This window comes from Enterobacter genomosp. S (assembly GCF_001631805.1).
Classification (GTDB): Bacteria; Pseudomonadota; Gammaproteobacteria; order Enterobacterales; family Enterobacteriaceae; genus Enterobacter; species Enterobacter quasihormaechei.
Genome location: NZ_LVVA01000019.1, coordinates 177247 through 192259, shown reverse-complemented (window position 1 = coordinate 192259; position 15013 = coordinate 177247). Strand labels below are relative to the sequence as shown.

The window sequence follows — 15013 nt, the reverse complement described above, 5'->3', positions numbered from 1 at the left end:
GTGAAAAATGAGAGTCTTGTATTTTGTCGCCCTGGCGACGCTGTTCTCTGGCATAGCAACAACGTACGCCGATGAGGGTTTTACAGTTAACCTCCAGATATACGGCACAATTATCGGCGAATCGTGTGAAGTTGATGTGAACAGTAAAGAACAAACGGTTGATTTAGGCGCATTCGATATATCTGAATTTCCCGCAACCGGAACAACGACGCCGGAAAAAGCGTTCACTATCGATCTTAAAAATTGTTCACGCGCCATTCAGGGGACAAAAATCTGGTTCAGCGGTATGCCGGATACCAATAACTCGGACCTGCTGGCGCTCAGCGATACGGGTAAAGGAACGGCTGGCGAAATGGCAACGGGCATTGGCGTAGAGCTTCTCAATGCCGGAATGAATCCTATTAAAATAAATAATACGGAATCCGAAATTTATCCCTTAAAGCAGGGAGATAATAGCCTGACGTTTAATTTACGGTACAAATCGACCCTGCCCGAGGTTACGACAGGGAATGCTACGGCCATCATGTATTTTGATCTGCTCTATCAGTAGGATGCGGAAATGAAAAAGTTATTCACAATAATATTCACCGCGCTTTTTCTGGTGCCATTTTTTTCAGCGCGTACACTGGCGCACGACGGTACAATTTATATCACTGGCGTGATCCATAAAAAGACGTGCAGTATCGCGCCTGATTCTCAGAATCTGACCGTCACAATGGACAGCGTGCAAAGTAAATATTTCACCCAGTCAGGTATGGGCGCTGATTATCATCCGTTTGCTATTAATGTGGAAAACTGTGCCGGAACAGAAGGCTCAGTCAGTATTACCTTTGACGGCACACCCGATACAGCAAACCCGGATTTACTGACGCTCATCGGCGGTGAAGGCTACGCAACCGGTATCGGCGTAGGAATTTACAACCAGGACAAGTCGCTCATCTCTATGGGAAGTAAAAGCCAGAAGACGATGATTATTCCTAATCAAAGCGACGCGACTCTCCAGTTTTACGCCCGCTATGTTGCCACCGCAAACAAGGTCACCACGGGAACGGCAAATGCGACGACAACCTTTATTCTCAATTATGCGTAAGTGTGTTTATCCGGCGAAGATCCTGCTTCTCTTTTTTCTCTTTACCATTATGCTTCAGGCGCAAGCTGGCGTGGTGATCGGCGGAACGCGGTTCGTCTATCCGGAACGTGAGAAATCGATCAGCTTTTCCGTGCGTAACCCTTCTGACGAATCGTATCTGATCTACACCAAAGTCGAGCCGGGTGGCCTGTGGACTGGGGCGGATGCCCCACACGGGGTTCAATCCGCATTTGTGGCCACGCCGCAGCTGTTCTCATTGCGTCCGCAACGCGAAAACACGATTCGGCTGATATTTACGGGAGGAAAGTTACCCGAGAACCGGGAAACGCTGTTCACGTTAAACGTTGCGGCGATCCCTTCCGCTAATCCGCACACCACGGGTGTGCAAACGGCGGTACGTTCACGCTTTAAACTTTTTTATCGGCCCACCGGGCTCACCGGCAATCCCGATGATGCTTATCAGGCCTTACGCTGGTCACGAAACAAAAATAACGTCGTTGTGAATAATCCGACGCCTTACTACATCACGCTTTATCAGCTCAGCCTCGGCGGTAAGCGCATCGCTGATGGCGGCCTTGTCGCCCCTTTTAGCGAGCGTGCGCTCGAGGGTTGTCCAGACCCAGGGGTATGCCAGGTGCGCTGGCAAGCGATTAATGACTATGGACGCATTATGCCTGTTCGTAGCGTCCTGGTCCCGTCTCTCTCTTTTACGGAATAACATCAATGGAAGTTTCAACCTCCCTTCGTCGCCTTTCGCTTCTGCTGGCCGCGACCCTGACTTTCTCAGCCGCAGCGCAGGCAGAGCAAGCGACGCCACAGCAGATTGAACAAACAGGAAAAGCCGCCGAAGCGTATTTCGCCGCCCATCCTGAAAAAATGGGTGAAATTGTCTCTACCTATCTCGCTGAACATCCTGAATTTTTAGTTGCGGCAGGGGAAAGCCTTCGCCAGCGTCAGGAGATAGCGCAACAACAGGCCATGGTGCAAAATGTCATCCTCCATCGCGAGCAGCTGCTTGCTGGCGGCGATCCTGTTGTCGGGCCCGCCAACGCAAAAGTCGCCGTGGTGTCTTTTGTAGATGAGCAATGCGTGAACTGCAACGTCACAGAAACGCTTATCCATGCCAACCCGGATATCCGTTTTATCTTTAAAAAATTGCCTTCGGCCGGGTCGGCAAACACAGTGTTAAAGGACAATGTGAAGCTCGTGAAGCAGATCGGTTTTGCCAACGCGCCGGCGTTTGTGGTTTTACCCCAGGAAAAAGATCCAGTCATTCAGCGCATTAGCGTGATGTCAGGAAACGTCTCTTCCGATGCATTAATCATGGCGATCCAGAAAGCCAAAGGATAAGCCAGGATGCCCGATGACGTGCATGAGCGCGTCATCGGGCATTAAATTACTCCGGCAACAGCCCCACAAAACTGCGTTTCTTACGCGGCTCCGACATCAGATCCTCAAGCTTATCCACGCACGCCAGATAGTGCGGGGTTTGCTTATGCGCCAGCACCGCCTCTTCGTCTTTGTAGGCCTCGTAGATAAAGAACCGAGTTTTCACCCTCGGGTCCTGCAACACGTCAAAGCGCAGGTTTCCCGGCTCCCTGATGGCTCCCTCGTGGTTGGCGCGAAACACCTCCAGGAACTCGTCCACCCGCTCGGGCTTGATGTTAATCTCAACCAGAGTCACGTTCATTTTGCTTCTCCCTGTTTCTCTTCCTGCCAGAACGTGAACGCCTCCCGGGCGCTCACGTTCTCGTGAACCACTTTTTTCACCGCTTTCAGCATGGCGAGCGGCGCGCTGGACTGGAAGATATTGCGCCCCATGTCCACGCCGGACGCCCCCTGATCAATCGCCCGCCAGCACATCTCAAGCGCCTCGAGCTCCGGCAGCTTTTTGCCCCCGGCGATAACGATCGGCACCGGGCAGCTGGCGGTCACTTTTTCAAAGCCCTCGTCCACGTAGTAGGTTTTGACGAACTGCGCCCCCATTTCGGCGGCGATGCGGCTGGCGAGCGAGAAGTAGCGCGCGTCACGCGCCATCTCCTTGCCGACGCCCGTTACCGCCAGCGTTGGCATGCCGTAGCGTGCCCCTGCATCGACAAGCTTGATGATGTTGTTGATAGACTGATGCTCAAACTCGCTTCCGATGTACACCTGCGCCGCCACCGCGCAGACGTTCAGGCGCAGGGCATCCTCCATCGCCACCGCCACGCACTCGTTCGACAGCTCGCCCAGAATGGAGTTACCGCCGGAGGCGCGCAGCACCACCGGTTTGTTTGTCGCGGCGGGCACCTGGCTCCTGAGAATGCCACGGGTACACATCAGCACGTCGGTTTCGCCAAACAGCGGGGCGATGGAGAGATCGATACGCTCAAGGCCGGTGGTCGGCCCCTGAAAGTAGCCGTGGTCAAAGGCCAGCATTACCGTGCGGTTGCTCTGCGGGTTAAAGATGCGCGCCAGGCGGGACTGCATGCCCCAGTCCAGCGAGCCGCAGCCCTTCAGCGTGAACGGCACATTCTGCTGCGGCGTGCCGATGCCGAAATCCTTGCCATCTTTGATGTCGTCTAAATCAGCCATTTGCTCCCCCGTCAGAAATCGTATTTGCTGATGTTTTCTTTGGTGAACACCACCCGCTCCGGCAGCAGCACGATGCCGTTGCCCTTCGCCTCATACTGATATCCCTGCACGCTGTTCGGCTCCACCTTCAGCGCGCCGATACCTTTTACGTCCACGCTGTCGCCAGGGTTAAGATCGCCTTTTTTCAGCAGACGATCGGCGACATTGACCGCAATTTTGCCCTGTTGTACGACATCCCACAGGCCGAAGGCTTTCACCGTCCCGCGCTCAACGTACGGACGCATGACGTTCGGCGTGCTGAAGCCGACAATCGCCACCCCTTCCCGCTTCAGGTTCTCCGCCGCCTGCGCCGCCGCCGGCAGGGCGTTGGCGTCCGGCGCAATGATCGCGTCCAGATCCGGATACGCTTTTAAGATCCCCTCGGCGGTTTGCAGAGATTTAGTGGCGTCGTTATAGCCAAACTGGGTGGTCACGACCTGCCACTGGGGGTGATCTTTCTCGATTTTGGCCTTCGCCTCTTTCACCCACTGGTTCTGGTCGGTGACGGTTGGGCTGGAGTAGAAGAACGCCACTTTGGCATTCGGCTTGGTGACCTGTTTGCCCGCCATCTCCACCAGCAGGCCGCCGAGCTGTTCCGGCGTCCCCTGGTTGATATAAATGCTGCGGCACTCCGGTTTGGTATCGGAATCCCAGGTCAGAACCTTCACGCCGCGCTGCATCGCACGCTTCAGCGCCGGGCAGAGACCGTCCGGCGACACGGCGGAGACGATAATGGCGTTATAGCCCTGGTTGACAAAGTTGTTGATGAGCTGCACCTGGCCGGAAACGCTCGGCTCTGTCGGGCCGTCGTAGGTCACGTCCACGCCAAGATCTTTCCCCGCCTCTTTCGCGCCGTTGCCGCCGCTGGTGAAGAAACCCACGCCCACCAGCTTTGGGATAAAGGCAATGCGGTCCGCCGCCTGCGCCGAAGCGAAGCTGAGGGCCATTGCCAGGACGAGCAGTTTTGTTTTCATCTTACGCTCCGGATAGTTTTCTGAAGAGAGATCGCACCCATTCGCGGTGCAGACTTAGCGAACGTCCCATCACCACCACAACCAGCAGCGCCCCCGACAGCGCGCTCGACACCTGGTTCGGGATGCCGACCATCTGTAATCCCTGCTGGAGATACCCCACCAGCAGCGCCGCCAGCGCCGTACCCAGCACCGACCCTGAACCGCCGTAAATATTTGCCCCGCCGAGTACGGCGGCGGTGAGCGCGGGCATCAGCAAATCGCGCCCCAGATCCGAACGCGCAGAGCCGAAATAGGAGACCATCACCAGCGCGGCCACCGCCGACGCCACGCCGACCAGACCGTACAGCGCGTAGGGCATGCCGTTCACCGACAGCGCCGCATAGCGCGCCGCGCGCGGATTCTGGCCGATTAAAAACAGATGGCGGCCAAAGCGCCCGCGATGGGTAATCAGCCAGAAAAAGGCGGTAATCACCGCGAACAGCACCAGCGGGATCGGCAGCCCCAGCACCGTGAGGTTGGCGAACGCGGTAAAACCGTCCGGGAAGCCGCCGATGCCCTCGTAGCCCGTCGCCCCCGCCATGCCGGAGAGCAGCAGCGCGCCGCCGCCGTAGAGGTAGAGCGTGCCGAGGGTAATGACTAAAGGGCTAATGCCGGTGTAGTGGATCAGCGCCGCATTCACCAGCCCACACAGCAGGCCAAGCAGCAGCGTCAGCGGAACGGCGATCGTCATGGGCCACCCCGCCTGCATCATCACCCCCAGCGCGATGGCGCACAGGCCGATGGTGGAGCCCAGCGAAATGTCGATCCCGCCGCTGATAATCACCAGCGTCAGCGGCAGCGCCACGATGCCGATGCAGATGAAATCGCTGGTGCTGAACAGCAGCATGTTAACGTCGAGCATGCGCGGGTTAATGGCGCCGAAGAGCAGGATCTCCAGTACCAGCAATATCAGCAGCGCGCTTTCCCAGTTGAGCCTCATTTACGCCACCTCTTTGTTGCGTTTGGGAAACGGGGTAACGTGCTTTCCCCCTCTGTTGCCAGGCTGGAACCGGCCGTACTTCAGCGCCCGCTGATGGCGTGACAGCGCCTGGCGCAGCCGCCCGTCGAGCACCAGCACGCCCAGCAGCACCAGCCCGGCGATGAAGTCATTCCACCACGCCGGAAGCCTGAACAGCACCAGCACGGTGTCGATTTGCGTCAGGAAGAACGCGCCGAGGAACGCACCGACCAGCGTGCCGGTGCCGCCCAGCAGTGAAATGCCGCCGAGCACGCAGGCGGCAATGGCTTTCATCTCCAGCCCGCTGCCGGTCTGGTTGGGCACAAAGCCGATCTGCGCGGCAAATACAATCCCGGCGCAGGCCGCCAGCATGCCGTTGAGGGTGAAGGCGATCATGCGCGTGCGGTTCACCGCCACGCCCAGCTGGCGCGCGGCGGCGAGGTTATCCCCCACCGCGTAAAAATCACGCCCGAACGCGGTGCGCGATAGCCCCCACGCGCCAACGACAACGAGAATCAACACTCCCACGCCGAGCGGTGAAATGCCGATGGCGGCAGGCGCGGAGAGAGATTTCAGCCCCGGCGGCAAACCCTCAATCCACTTTCCGCCCGTCCAGAGCAGCATCGCGCCGCGGTACAGCCCCAGCGTGCCGAGGGTGGCGACAATCGCCGGAATGCGCAGCCCCACCACCAGAAAACCGTTGAACGCCCCCGCCAGCGCGCCAATCGACAGCGCAAAAAGTATCGATACCGGCAGGCTGTAGCCACCGTTGAGCGCCACGCCGACGGCAATCGCGGACAGCCCGACGGTCGAGCCCACGGAGACGTCGATATTGCGGGTCAGCATCACTAGCGCCGCGCCGATGGCCAGCAGGATCAGGATCTGCGCGCTGGCGAAGATCATCCCCAGCGTTTGCAGGCTGAAGTAGGACGGATTCAGCGCCACCAGCACGGCGAACAGCGCCAGAATGGCGAGAAACGCGCTCAGCTCGCGGTTTTTGAGTAAGATCTTCATGATTGTCCTCCAAACGCCAGCGCCATCATCCGATCGAGACTGACGGCGTGGCGCGGCAGCTCGCCGCTGAGTACGCCCTGATGCATCACCAGCACGCGGTCCGCGAGGCCGGGGAATTCATCGAGATCGCTTGAGATCATCAGCACCGCAACATTCTGCGCCGCCACGCTTTTAATGAGCTGGTAGATATCGGCACGCGCCGACACGTCCACGCCGCGTGTCGGCTCATCGACGATCAGCAATAAAGGATTGGCCTCCAGACAGCGTGCCAGCAGCACCTTCTGCTGGTTGCCGCCGGAGAGCGTGCGCACGGTTTGATCCGCATGGTTGAGCTTGATCCCCAGCGCACGGTGATAGCGCTCCACCACCGCAGACTCCCGCTTTCGCTGCTGCCAGAGCGACGGCTCGTTCAGCGCCACCGTGTTCCAGCGGACAGGCGCGTCGAGAAACAGGCCGGACACCTGCCTGTCTTCCGGCAGATAAACCAGCCCTTTTTCCAGACGTGAACCCACCGGATCGGAGGTGATCTCCCGGCTCTCCAGCCACACTCGTCCGCCGCGTACGGGACGCAGGCCGTAGAGCGTTTCGGCAAACTCAGTGCGCCCGGATCCGACCAGTCCGGCAAGGCCGACGATCTCCCCGGCGTAAATCTCCAGGCTGAGATCGATAAAGCCCTCTCCGGTGAGATCTTCCACGCGCAGCACCGGAAAATCCTGCGGCTGGGTGCGGCGATTGCCCGGTAGCGCCAGCCACAGCTTTTGCGCATCGCTTAAGCCTTTTTCGCGGCTAACCGGCGTCATGGCGGCGATCAGGGCGCTGTCGTCAAACTGGGCGGTTTCGCCGCTGAGCACCACCGCGCCGTCGCGCATCACCGAAACGTGGCTCGACAGCGTGCGGATTTCCGGCAGCTTATGCGAGATAAAGACGATCCCGACGCCGAACGCCTGTAAGGCGCGGATCTGGCGAAACAGCCGTTCGGTTTCGCCGGGCGTCAGCGAGGCCGTGGGCTCGTCGAGGATCAAAATTCTGGCGTTGCGCATCAGCCCGCGCAGGATCTCAACCATCTGCTGGTCCGCCACTTCCAGGGTGCTGGCCGTTGCATCAAGGTTAAGCTGACATTGCAGCTGCTGGAGTTTCTCCGCCAGGCGTTTTTCCCGATCGCGCTCTCGCGGCAGGCGGAACAGGATGTTTTCCCGCACCGTCAGGTTGGGAAAAAGCAGAGGCTCCTGCGGTACCAGATAAATACCTAACCGGTGCGCCTGCGCCGGGGTAAGCCGTGCAAAAGACTCGCCCGCAACCGAAAGTTCACCGCTATCCGGCGTTTCCACCCCGGCGATGATCTTCATTAGCGTCGATTTTCCCGCGCCGTTACCGCCCATCAGCGCGTGCACCTGCCCCGCAAGCAGCGTGAAATCAATGCCTTTTAAGACCGGCACGCCTGAGAACTGCTTGCTGATATTTCGCGCGTTGAGAAGTGGTGTCATCATCGCTCCGCTATTGAACAAATGATTTTTAGATTTAATAATGTTCAAAAGCGTAGACGGTGAACTATATTTACAACCGTGCAGGGATCACAGTTTTATCGATTGAGATTCAGATTAACCAGAAACGATCTAAAAGATCCGTTTTGCCGCGTGGCTCACATTTTCACGCCGCGCCATTACGAACATATGATCTAAATTTTTATAAGAGTTCAATTATGAGCGATAAACGCACTGCGGAAGAAGGACGGTTTGCCGGGCTGGCACTGGCGGAAGAAGAGCTGGTGGCGCGCGTGGCCTGGTGCTACTACCACGACGGGCTGACCCAGAACGATATCGGCGAACGGCTCGGGCTGCCGCGCCTGAAGATCTCCCGCCTGCTGGAGAAAGGCCGCCAGTCCGGGGTGATCCGCGTGCAGATCAACTCCCGCTACGAGGGCTGCCTGTCGCTGGAAACCGAGCTTCAGCAGCGCTTTGGGCTGAAGCTGGTGCGCGTGATGCCTGCCTTAAATACCCCGCCGATGAACGTGCGACTGGGCATTGGCGCGGCGCAGTCGCTGATGGGCGTGCTGGAGCCCGGCCAGCTGCTGGCGGTGGGGTTCGGTGAAACCACCATGAGCAGCCTGCAACACTTAAGCGGCTTTATCAGCTCGCAGCAGATCCGCCTGGTGACGCTTTCCGGCGGCGTGGGGCCATATATGACCGGTATCGGCCAGCTGGATGCGGCCTGTAGCGTCAGCATGATCCCCGCCCCGCTTCGCGTGTCATCCGCAGAAGTCGCCGGGATCTTAAAGCGCGAAACCAGCGTGCGGGACGTGATCCTCGCCGCGACCGCCGCTGACGTGGCGGTGGTCGGCATTGGTTCCGTGAACCAGCGCCGTGACGCGACGATACTGCGCTCCGGCTATATCAGCGAAGGTGAACAGCTGATGTACGCCCGTAAAGGGGCGGTGGGCGATATCCTCGGCTATTTCCTTAACGCCGAAGGGGAATGCGTCGAGGAGCTGGAGATCCACAAAGAACTGCTGGGCGTCACGCTCGATGAACTGGCGCAACTGCCCACCATCGTCGGCGTGGCCGGAGGGGAAGAGAAAGCCGATGCGATTTATGCCGCACTGAAAGGTCGCCGTATTAATGGCCTGGTGACGGAAGAGACGACAGCCCGCGCGGTGCTGGCTCTGGCCGAATAAGAGTCGCCCTGCGCTAACAGCGAGGCAAGCTCATGAGTTACCTTTTAGCGTTAGATGCAGGGACAGGCAGCATTCGCGCCGTGATTTTCGATTTACAGGGCAACCAGATTGCCGTCGGCCAGGCCGAGTGGAAGCACCTGAGCGTGGAGAACGTGCCGGGCTCAATGGAGTTCGACCTCAACACCAACTGGCAGCTGGCCTGCCGGTGCATTCAGCAGGCGCTGGAGCGCGCGCGCCTGAGCGCGGCGGATATTCAGTCCGTCGCCTGCTGTTCGATGCGCGAAGGGATCGTGCTGTACGACCGCAGCGGCGAGGCCATCTGGGCCTGCGCCAACGTCGACGCCCGCGCCAGCCGCGAGGTGGCTGAACTCAAAGAGATCCACGACTACCGTTTTGAATCCGAAGTGTATGACGTTTCCGGCCAGACGCTTGCCCTTAGCGCCATGCCGCGCCTGCTCTGGCTGGCGCACCATCGCCCGGATATTTATCGTAAGGCCGCCACTATCACCATGATCAGCGACTGGCTGGCGGCAAAGCTCTCCGGCGAGCTGGCGGTCGATCCGTCTAACGCGGGCACCACCGGCATGCTGGATCTCTTTTCACGCGACTGGCGTCCGGCGCTGCTCGACATGGCCGGGCTGCGCGCCGATATTCTCTCGCCGGTGAAAGAGACCGGCACCGTGCTGGGGGCCATCACGAAAGAAGCCGCACAGCAGAGCGGTTTACGCGAGGGCACGCCGGTCGTGATGGGCGGCGGCGATGTGCAGCTGGGCTGCCTTGGGCTGGGCGTGGTCCGCGCCGGACAAACGGCGGTGCTGGGCGGCACCTTCTGGCAGCAGGTGGTTAACCTGCCGCAGGTGCGCACCGATCCTGAGATGAACATCCGCGTGAACCCGCACGTTATCCCCGGCATGGCACAGGCGGAGTCGATCAGCTTCTTTACAGGGCTGACCATGCGCTGGTTCCGCGACGCCTTTTGCGCCGAGGAAAAGCTGATTGCCGAGCGGATGGGGATGGACACCTATTCCCTGCTGGAAGAGATGGCGAACCGCGTGCCCGCTGGCTCCCACGGCGTAATGCCAATCTTTTCCGACGCGATGCATTTTAAGCAGTGGTACCACGCTGCGCCGTCGTTTATTAACCTCTCCATCGACCCGGAAAAGTGCAACAAAGCGACGCTGTTCCGCGCGCTGGAGGAGAACGCGGCAATCGTCTCGGCTTGCAACCTGGCGCAGATTTCGCGCTTCTCCGGCGTGACGTTTGATAGCCTGGTGTTTGCGGGCGGCGGCGCGAAGGGCGCCCTGTGGAGCCAGATTTTAAGCGACGTCACCGGCCTGCCGGTGCGCGTGCCGGAAGTCAAAGAGGCAACGGCGCTCGGCTGCGCCATTGCCGCCGGAACGGGCGCGGGGCTGTTTGCGGATATGGCCTCGACGGGCGAGCGGCTGGTGAAGTGGAGCCGCGAGTTTACGCCAAACCCGCAGCACCGTGAGCTGTACGACGGCATGATGGAGAAGTGGCAGGCGGTGTACGCCGACCAGCTCGGCCTGGTGGACAGCGGGCTGACGACCTCGATGTGGCAGGCGCCGGGGTTAGCGCGGGCAGCGACGCCGTAAATAACGCCGGATGGCGCTGCGCTTATCCGTCCTGGGGTTTTGTAGCCCCGGTAAGCGTAGCGCCACCGGGGAAGTTCTTTGAGATCTATCACAATCATTCGATCCCGCTTTTACCTTTCTGCTGCCGCTGGCTAAATTAGTAACTCATCCGACCACATAACAATAATTTTACACTGGAAGAGACTATGAGCCGCTACCCGTCGCTATTCGCCCCCCTCGATCTGGGGTTTACCACCCTCAAAAACCGCGTGCTGATGGGCTCGATGCACACCGGGCTGGAAGAGCGTCCGGACGGAGCCGAGCGCCTGGCAGCCTTCTATGCCGAACGCGCCCGCCACGGGGTGGCGCTGATTGTCACCGGCGGCGTAGCCCCTGCCCCTTCAGGCGTGACGATGGAGGGCGGCGCAGTTCTGAATGATGCGACACAGCTGCCGCATCACCGCATTGTCACGGACGCGGTGCATAACGAAGGCGGCAAAATCGCCCTGCAAATTCTGCATACCGGGCGCTACAGCTATCAGCCAAAACTGGTTGCGCCATCGGCTATTCAGGCGCCGATTAACCGCTATACTCCTCACGCCCTCAGCCACGACGAGATCCTGGCGCTGATCGACGATTTTGCTCGCTGCGCCGCGCTGGCGCGCGAGGCGGGTTACGACGGCGTGGAGGTGATGGGCTCTGAAGGCTATCTGATTAACGAGTTCCTCGCCGCCCGCACCAACCAGCGCGACGATGAATGGGGCGGCGACTATGCCCGCCGGATGCGCTTTGCCGTGGAGGTGGTGCGTGCGGTGCGTGAACGTGCGGGTGCGGATTTTATTATTATCTTCCGCCTGTCGATGCTCGACCTGGTGGAGGGCGGCGGCACGTTCGACGAAACCGTGCAGCTGGCGCAGGCGATTGAAGCCGCAGGCGCCACGATTATCAACACCGGAATTGGCTGGCACGAAGCGCGCATTCCGACCATTGCCACACCGGTGCCGCGCGCGGCGTTCAGTTGGGTAACGCGCAAGCTGAAGGGCAAAGTTTCCGTTCCGCTGGTCACCACTAACCGCATTAACGACCCGCAGGTGGCGGACGATGTGATCTCACGCGGCGATGCCGATATGGTCTCGATGGCGCGTCCGTTCCTCGCGGATGCTGAACTGCTCTCTAAAGCGCAAAGCGACCGTGCGGATGAGATCAACACCTGCATCGGCTGTAACCAGGCGTGTCTGGATCAGATCTTCGTTGGCAAAGTCACCTCATGCCTGGTGAACCCCCGTGCCTGCCATGAAACCAAAATGCCGGTCGTCCCGGCGGTCAGTCAAAAACGTCTGGCCGTCGTGGGTGCCGGCCCCGCTGGCCTGGCGTTTGCAGTCAATGCCGCCACGCGCGGACACAGCGTGACGCTGTTTGATGCCGCCGGTGAAATTGGCGGGCAGTTTAATATCGCCAAACAGATCCCCGGCAAAGAGGAGTTCTATGAAACCCTGCGCTACTACCGCCGGATGATCGACCTGACGGGCGTTGATCTGCGGCTTAACCAGTTTGTCAACGCGGCGGATCTCATCGACTTCGACGAGGTGATCCTCGCGAGCGGGATCGCACCACGCACGCCTGCGATCGAGGGCATCGATCATCCGAAGGTGTTGAGCTATCTGGACGTACTGCGCGACAAAGCGCCCGTTGGCGAGAAGGTGGCGATTATCGGCTGCGGCGGCATTGGCTTTGATACCGCAATGTATTTAAGCCAGCCGGGCGAGGCCACCAGCCAGAACATCGCCGAGTTTTGCGTGGAATGGGGCATTGATACCAGCCTCAGTCAGTCCGGGGGCCTGCGCCCGGAAGGTCCACAGCTGCCGAAAAGCCCGCGTCAGATCGTGATGCTCCAGCGTAAGGCCAGCAAGCCGGGCGAAGGGCTGGGCAAAACCACGGGCTGGATCCACCGCGCCACCCTGCTCTCGCGCGGGGTGAAGATGATCCCGGCGGTGAGCTACCAGAAGATCGATGACGACGGGCTGCACGTGCTGATCGGTGGTGAACCGCAGCTGCTACGCGTGGATCATGTGATTTTATGTGCCGGACAGGAGCCGAAGCGCGATCTGGCCGATCCGCTGCGCGAAGCCGGTAAAACGGTGCATTTGATTGGCGGGTGCGATGTGGCGATGGAGCTGGATGCGCGGCGGGCGATTGCTCAGGGAACAACATTGGCATTAGCGATTTGATTTCTTGCCCGGTGGCGCTGCGCTTACCGGGCCTACAAAACCGTATGCCTGTGCAAGCGCAGCGCCGCCAGGCAAAACCATCTTACCGACGACGCCCCAGCTTCACCGCTTTCAGCACCACAAACTTGTTATTGGTCGCAATGGTGACGCAGTTGCCGAAGATCTTCTTCAGCTTGTGGAAGTAGTCCAGGTGGCGGTTCGCCACGATGTACAGCTCGCCGTTGATTTTCAGGCAGCGGCGCGCGTGGTGGAACATCTCCCACGCGACGTTATCCGTCAGGGCGTGCTTCTGGTGGAACGGCGGGTTGCAGAACACGGCGTTGAAGCGGAAAGGCTCAACGCCGGAGAGTGCGTTGTTGATCATAAATTCGCAGCGATCCACCGCTTCCGGCATGTTGGTTTCTACGTTCAGACGGCTGGAGGCCACCGCCATCGGCGACTCGTCGCTGAACACCACGCTGGCTTCCGGATTCTTCGCCAGCAGCGTCAGGCCAATCACGCCGTTGCCGCAGCCCAGATCGACAATCTCCCCTTCCAGGTTTTCCGGCAGATGCTCCATAAAGAAACGCGCCCCAATATCCAGCCCGGTGCGGGAGAAAACATTCGCATGGTTATGGATGGTCCAGTCGGTGCCTTCCAGTTTCCAGCTCAGCGTCTCCGGCGCGTCGGCCAGTTCCGGCGCGCTAAAGGTACAGTTGATCAGGCGCGCTTTTTTCCAGGCGAGCGTGGTGGTGGTCGGGCCGAGCACTTTCTCGAACAGCGCCAGCGTCGAGGTGTGAATATCGCGCGCCTTCGCACCCGCGATAATACGCGTTTCTGGCGTCACGACCTTACGCAGCGCGCGCAACTGCTGTTCCAGCAGCGCCATGGTTTTGGGCACTTTGATCAGCACCACGCCCGGCGCCTGCGGGTAGTCCGCGGTGCTGTCGAGGAACTTCACGCTGGATTCGTCGATATCGTTGTGACGCAGGTTTTCACGCGTCGCCAGCTCGCTCAGGTAAGAATCGCCGATACTGTAAGGTGCGTGTTCCGCCAGCGCGCAGCCCAGCGCACCAAACGCGTCATTCAGGATCAGAACCGGGCCGCGGATTTCAGTCTCATCCAACTGTTGCAGCAGATATTCATCCGCCGCTTCCCACGCCTGAAGCGGGTTTACGTCGTCCGTTTCCGGGAAACGTTTAAGGTTGAGTGAACGGAAACCGTTGTCTAAGTGGCTCATCGGCCCTCCTGAATGGTAAAATTTGGCGTATCCCTGAAAAGGGTGCGTGAGTATACCCGTTTTATTGTCGATTTGGGGCGTTGATGAACCAACTTACTTATCTCCAGGGCTACCCGGAGCATTTACTTTCCCAGGTTCGCAGCCTGATTGCCGAGCAGAAGCTCGGCGCGGTGCTGGAAAAACGCTATCCCGGCACCCACGATTTCGCGACCGATAAGGCGCTCTGGCAGTATACGCAGGATCTGAAAAACCGTTATCTCAGAAGCGCCCCGCCGATCAACAAGGTGATGTACGACAACAAGATCCACGTGCTGAAAAATGCGCTCGGCCTGCACACCGCCATCTCCCGCGTGCAGGGCGGCAAGCTGAAGGCTAAGGCGGAGATCCGCGTGGCGACCGTTTTCCGTAACGCGCCGGAAGCCTTTCTGCGGATGATCGTGGTGCACGAGCTGGCGCACCTGAAAGAGAAAGAGCACGACAAAGCCTTCTATTCCCTGTGCTGCCACATGGAGCCACAGTACCACCAGCTGGAGTTTGATACCCGGCTGTGGCTGACGCATTTATCGTTAAAGAGTAATGCGCAGTAGCGCACGCGAAATGTCATGATGACGTGCT

The 15013-nt window shown here is 59.3% G+C and carries 15 protein-coding genes; 8 read left to right on the top strand and 7 right to left on the bottom strand.

The annotated features are described in order from the left end of the window. Positions 1–7 precede the first annotated feature (7 nt). Genes A3466_RS14425 through A3466_RS14410 form a run of 4 tightly spaced genes read left to right on the top strand, consistent with a single transcriptional unit; the run spans position 8 to position 2440 of the window. A complete protein-coding gene (locus tag A3466_RS14425) occupies positions 8–550 on the top strand; it encodes a fimbrial protein (protein WP_049137051.1) in 543 nt (180 codons plus the stop codon). Between the two features lie 9 nt (positions 551–559). Next, complete coding sequence (locus A3466_RS14420) at positions 560–1090, top strand: fimbrial protein (RefSeq protein WP_063451110.1); 531 nt, start codon at positions 560–562, stop codon at positions 1088–1090. Next, entirely contained in the window at positions 1056–1808 is a 753-nt protein-coding gene (locus tag A3466_RS14415) for a fimbrial biogenesis chaperone (RefSeq protein ID WP_239005656.1), read from the top strand. The genes A3466_RS14420 and A3466_RS14415 overlap by 35 nt, the downstream gene beginning before the upstream one ends. Positions 1809–1813: 5 nt before the next feature. Beyond that, the gene (locus A3466_RS14410; RefSeq protein WP_063451108.1) at positions 1814–2440 is read left to right on the top strand and encodes a hypothetical protein; all 627 of its coding nucleotides are present in this window, start codon (positions 1814–1816) and stop codon (positions 2438–2440) included. Between the two features lie 46 nt (positions 2441–2486). On the opposite strand, the gene lsrG is transcribed toward A3466_RS14410, so the two are convergent. The 6 genes from lsrG to lsrA are packed head-to-tail and all read right to left on the bottom strand — an operon-like array spanning position 2487 to position 8172. Continuing rightward, positions 2487–2780, bottom strand: a complete 294-nt coding sequence (gene lsrG / locus A3466_RS14405; RefSeq protein WP_063451107.1) for a (4S)-4-hydroxy-5-phosphonooxypentane-2,3-dione isomerase — start codon at positions 2778–2780, stop codon at positions 2487–2489. After that, positions 2777–3664 carry a 3-hydroxy-5-phosphonooxypentane-2,4-dione thiolase gene (gene lsrF / locus A3466_RS14400; RefSeq protein ID WP_063451106.1) on the bottom strand — a complete coding sequence of 296 codons (888 nt, stop codon included), beginning with the start codon at positions 3662–3664 and terminating at the stop codon, positions 2777–2779. The genes lsrG and lsrF overlap by 4 nt, the downstream gene beginning before the upstream one ends. A gap of 11 nt (positions 3665–3675) precedes the next feature. After that, complete coding sequence (lsrB, locus tag A3466_RS14395; protein ID WP_045260120.1) at positions 3676–4677, bottom strand: autoinducer 2 ABC transporter substrate-binding protein LsrB; 1002 nt, start codon at positions 4675–4677, stop codon at positions 3676–3678. A gap of 1 nt (position 4678) precedes the next feature. Further along, the gene (lsrD, locus tag A3466_RS14390; protein ID WP_047367088.1) at positions 4679–5656 is read right to left on the bottom strand and encodes an autoinducer 2 ABC transporter permease LsrD; all 978 of its coding nucleotides are present in this window, start codon (positions 5654–5656) and stop codon (positions 4679–4681) included. Continuing rightward, positions 5657–6688 (bottom strand): autoinducer 2 ABC transporter permease LsrC, encoded by a 1032-nt coding sequence (gene lsrC, locus A3466_RS14385; protein ID WP_063451105.1) that lies wholly within the window; start codon positions 6686–6688, stop codon positions 5657–5659. It abuts the gene before it with no gap. Beyond that, entirely contained in the window at positions 6685–8172 is a 1488-nt protein-coding gene (gene lsrA / locus A3466_RS14380) for an autoinducer 2 ABC transporter ATP-binding protein LsrA (protein ID WP_063451104.1), read from the bottom strand. The genes lsrC and lsrA overlap by 4 nt, the downstream gene beginning before the upstream one ends. Before the next feature lie 215 nt (positions 8173–8387). Between lsrA and lsrR the strand changes: the two genes are divergently transcribed. From lsrR to A3466_RS14365, 3 genes are all read left to right on the top strand, one after another. Further along, positions 8388–9359: a transcriptional regulator LsrR gene (lsrR, locus tag A3466_RS14375; protein WP_045260116.1), complete on the top strand. Its 972-nt coding sequence runs from the start codon at positions 8388–8390 to the stop codon at positions 9357–9359. Positions 9360–9391: 32 nt separating this feature from the next. After that, positions 9392–10972, top strand: a complete 1581-nt coding sequence (gene lsrK / locus A3466_RS14370) for an autoinducer-2 kinase (RefSeq protein ID WP_063451103.1) — start codon at positions 9392–9394, stop codon at positions 10970–10972. A gap of 185 nt (positions 10973–11157) precedes the next feature. Continuing rightward, on the top strand, positions 11158–13179 hold the full coding sequence (locus A3466_RS14365) for an NADPH-dependent 2,4-dienoyl-CoA reductase (RefSeq protein ID WP_063451102.1): 2022 nt from the start codon (positions 11158–11160) through the stop codon (positions 13177–13179). 82 nt (positions 13180–13261) lie between these two features. On the opposite strand, the gene rlmG is transcribed toward A3466_RS14365, so the two are convergent. After that, the gene (gene rlmG, locus A3466_RS14360) at positions 13262–14398 is read right to left on the bottom strand and encodes a 23S rRNA (guanine(1835)-N(2))-methyltransferase RlmG (RefSeq protein ID WP_063451101.1); all 1137 of its coding nucleotides are present in this window, start codon (positions 14396–14398) and stop codon (positions 13262–13264) included. Positions 14399–14481: 83 nt separating this feature from the next. Between rlmG and A3466_RS14355 the strand changes: the two genes are divergently transcribed. Then, on the top strand, positions 14482–14985 hold the full coding sequence (locus A3466_RS14355) for a YgjP-like metallopeptidase domain-containing protein (protein WP_063451100.1): 504 nt from the start codon (positions 14482–14484) through the stop codon (positions 14983–14985). Positions 14986–15013: the final 28 nt, after the last annotated feature.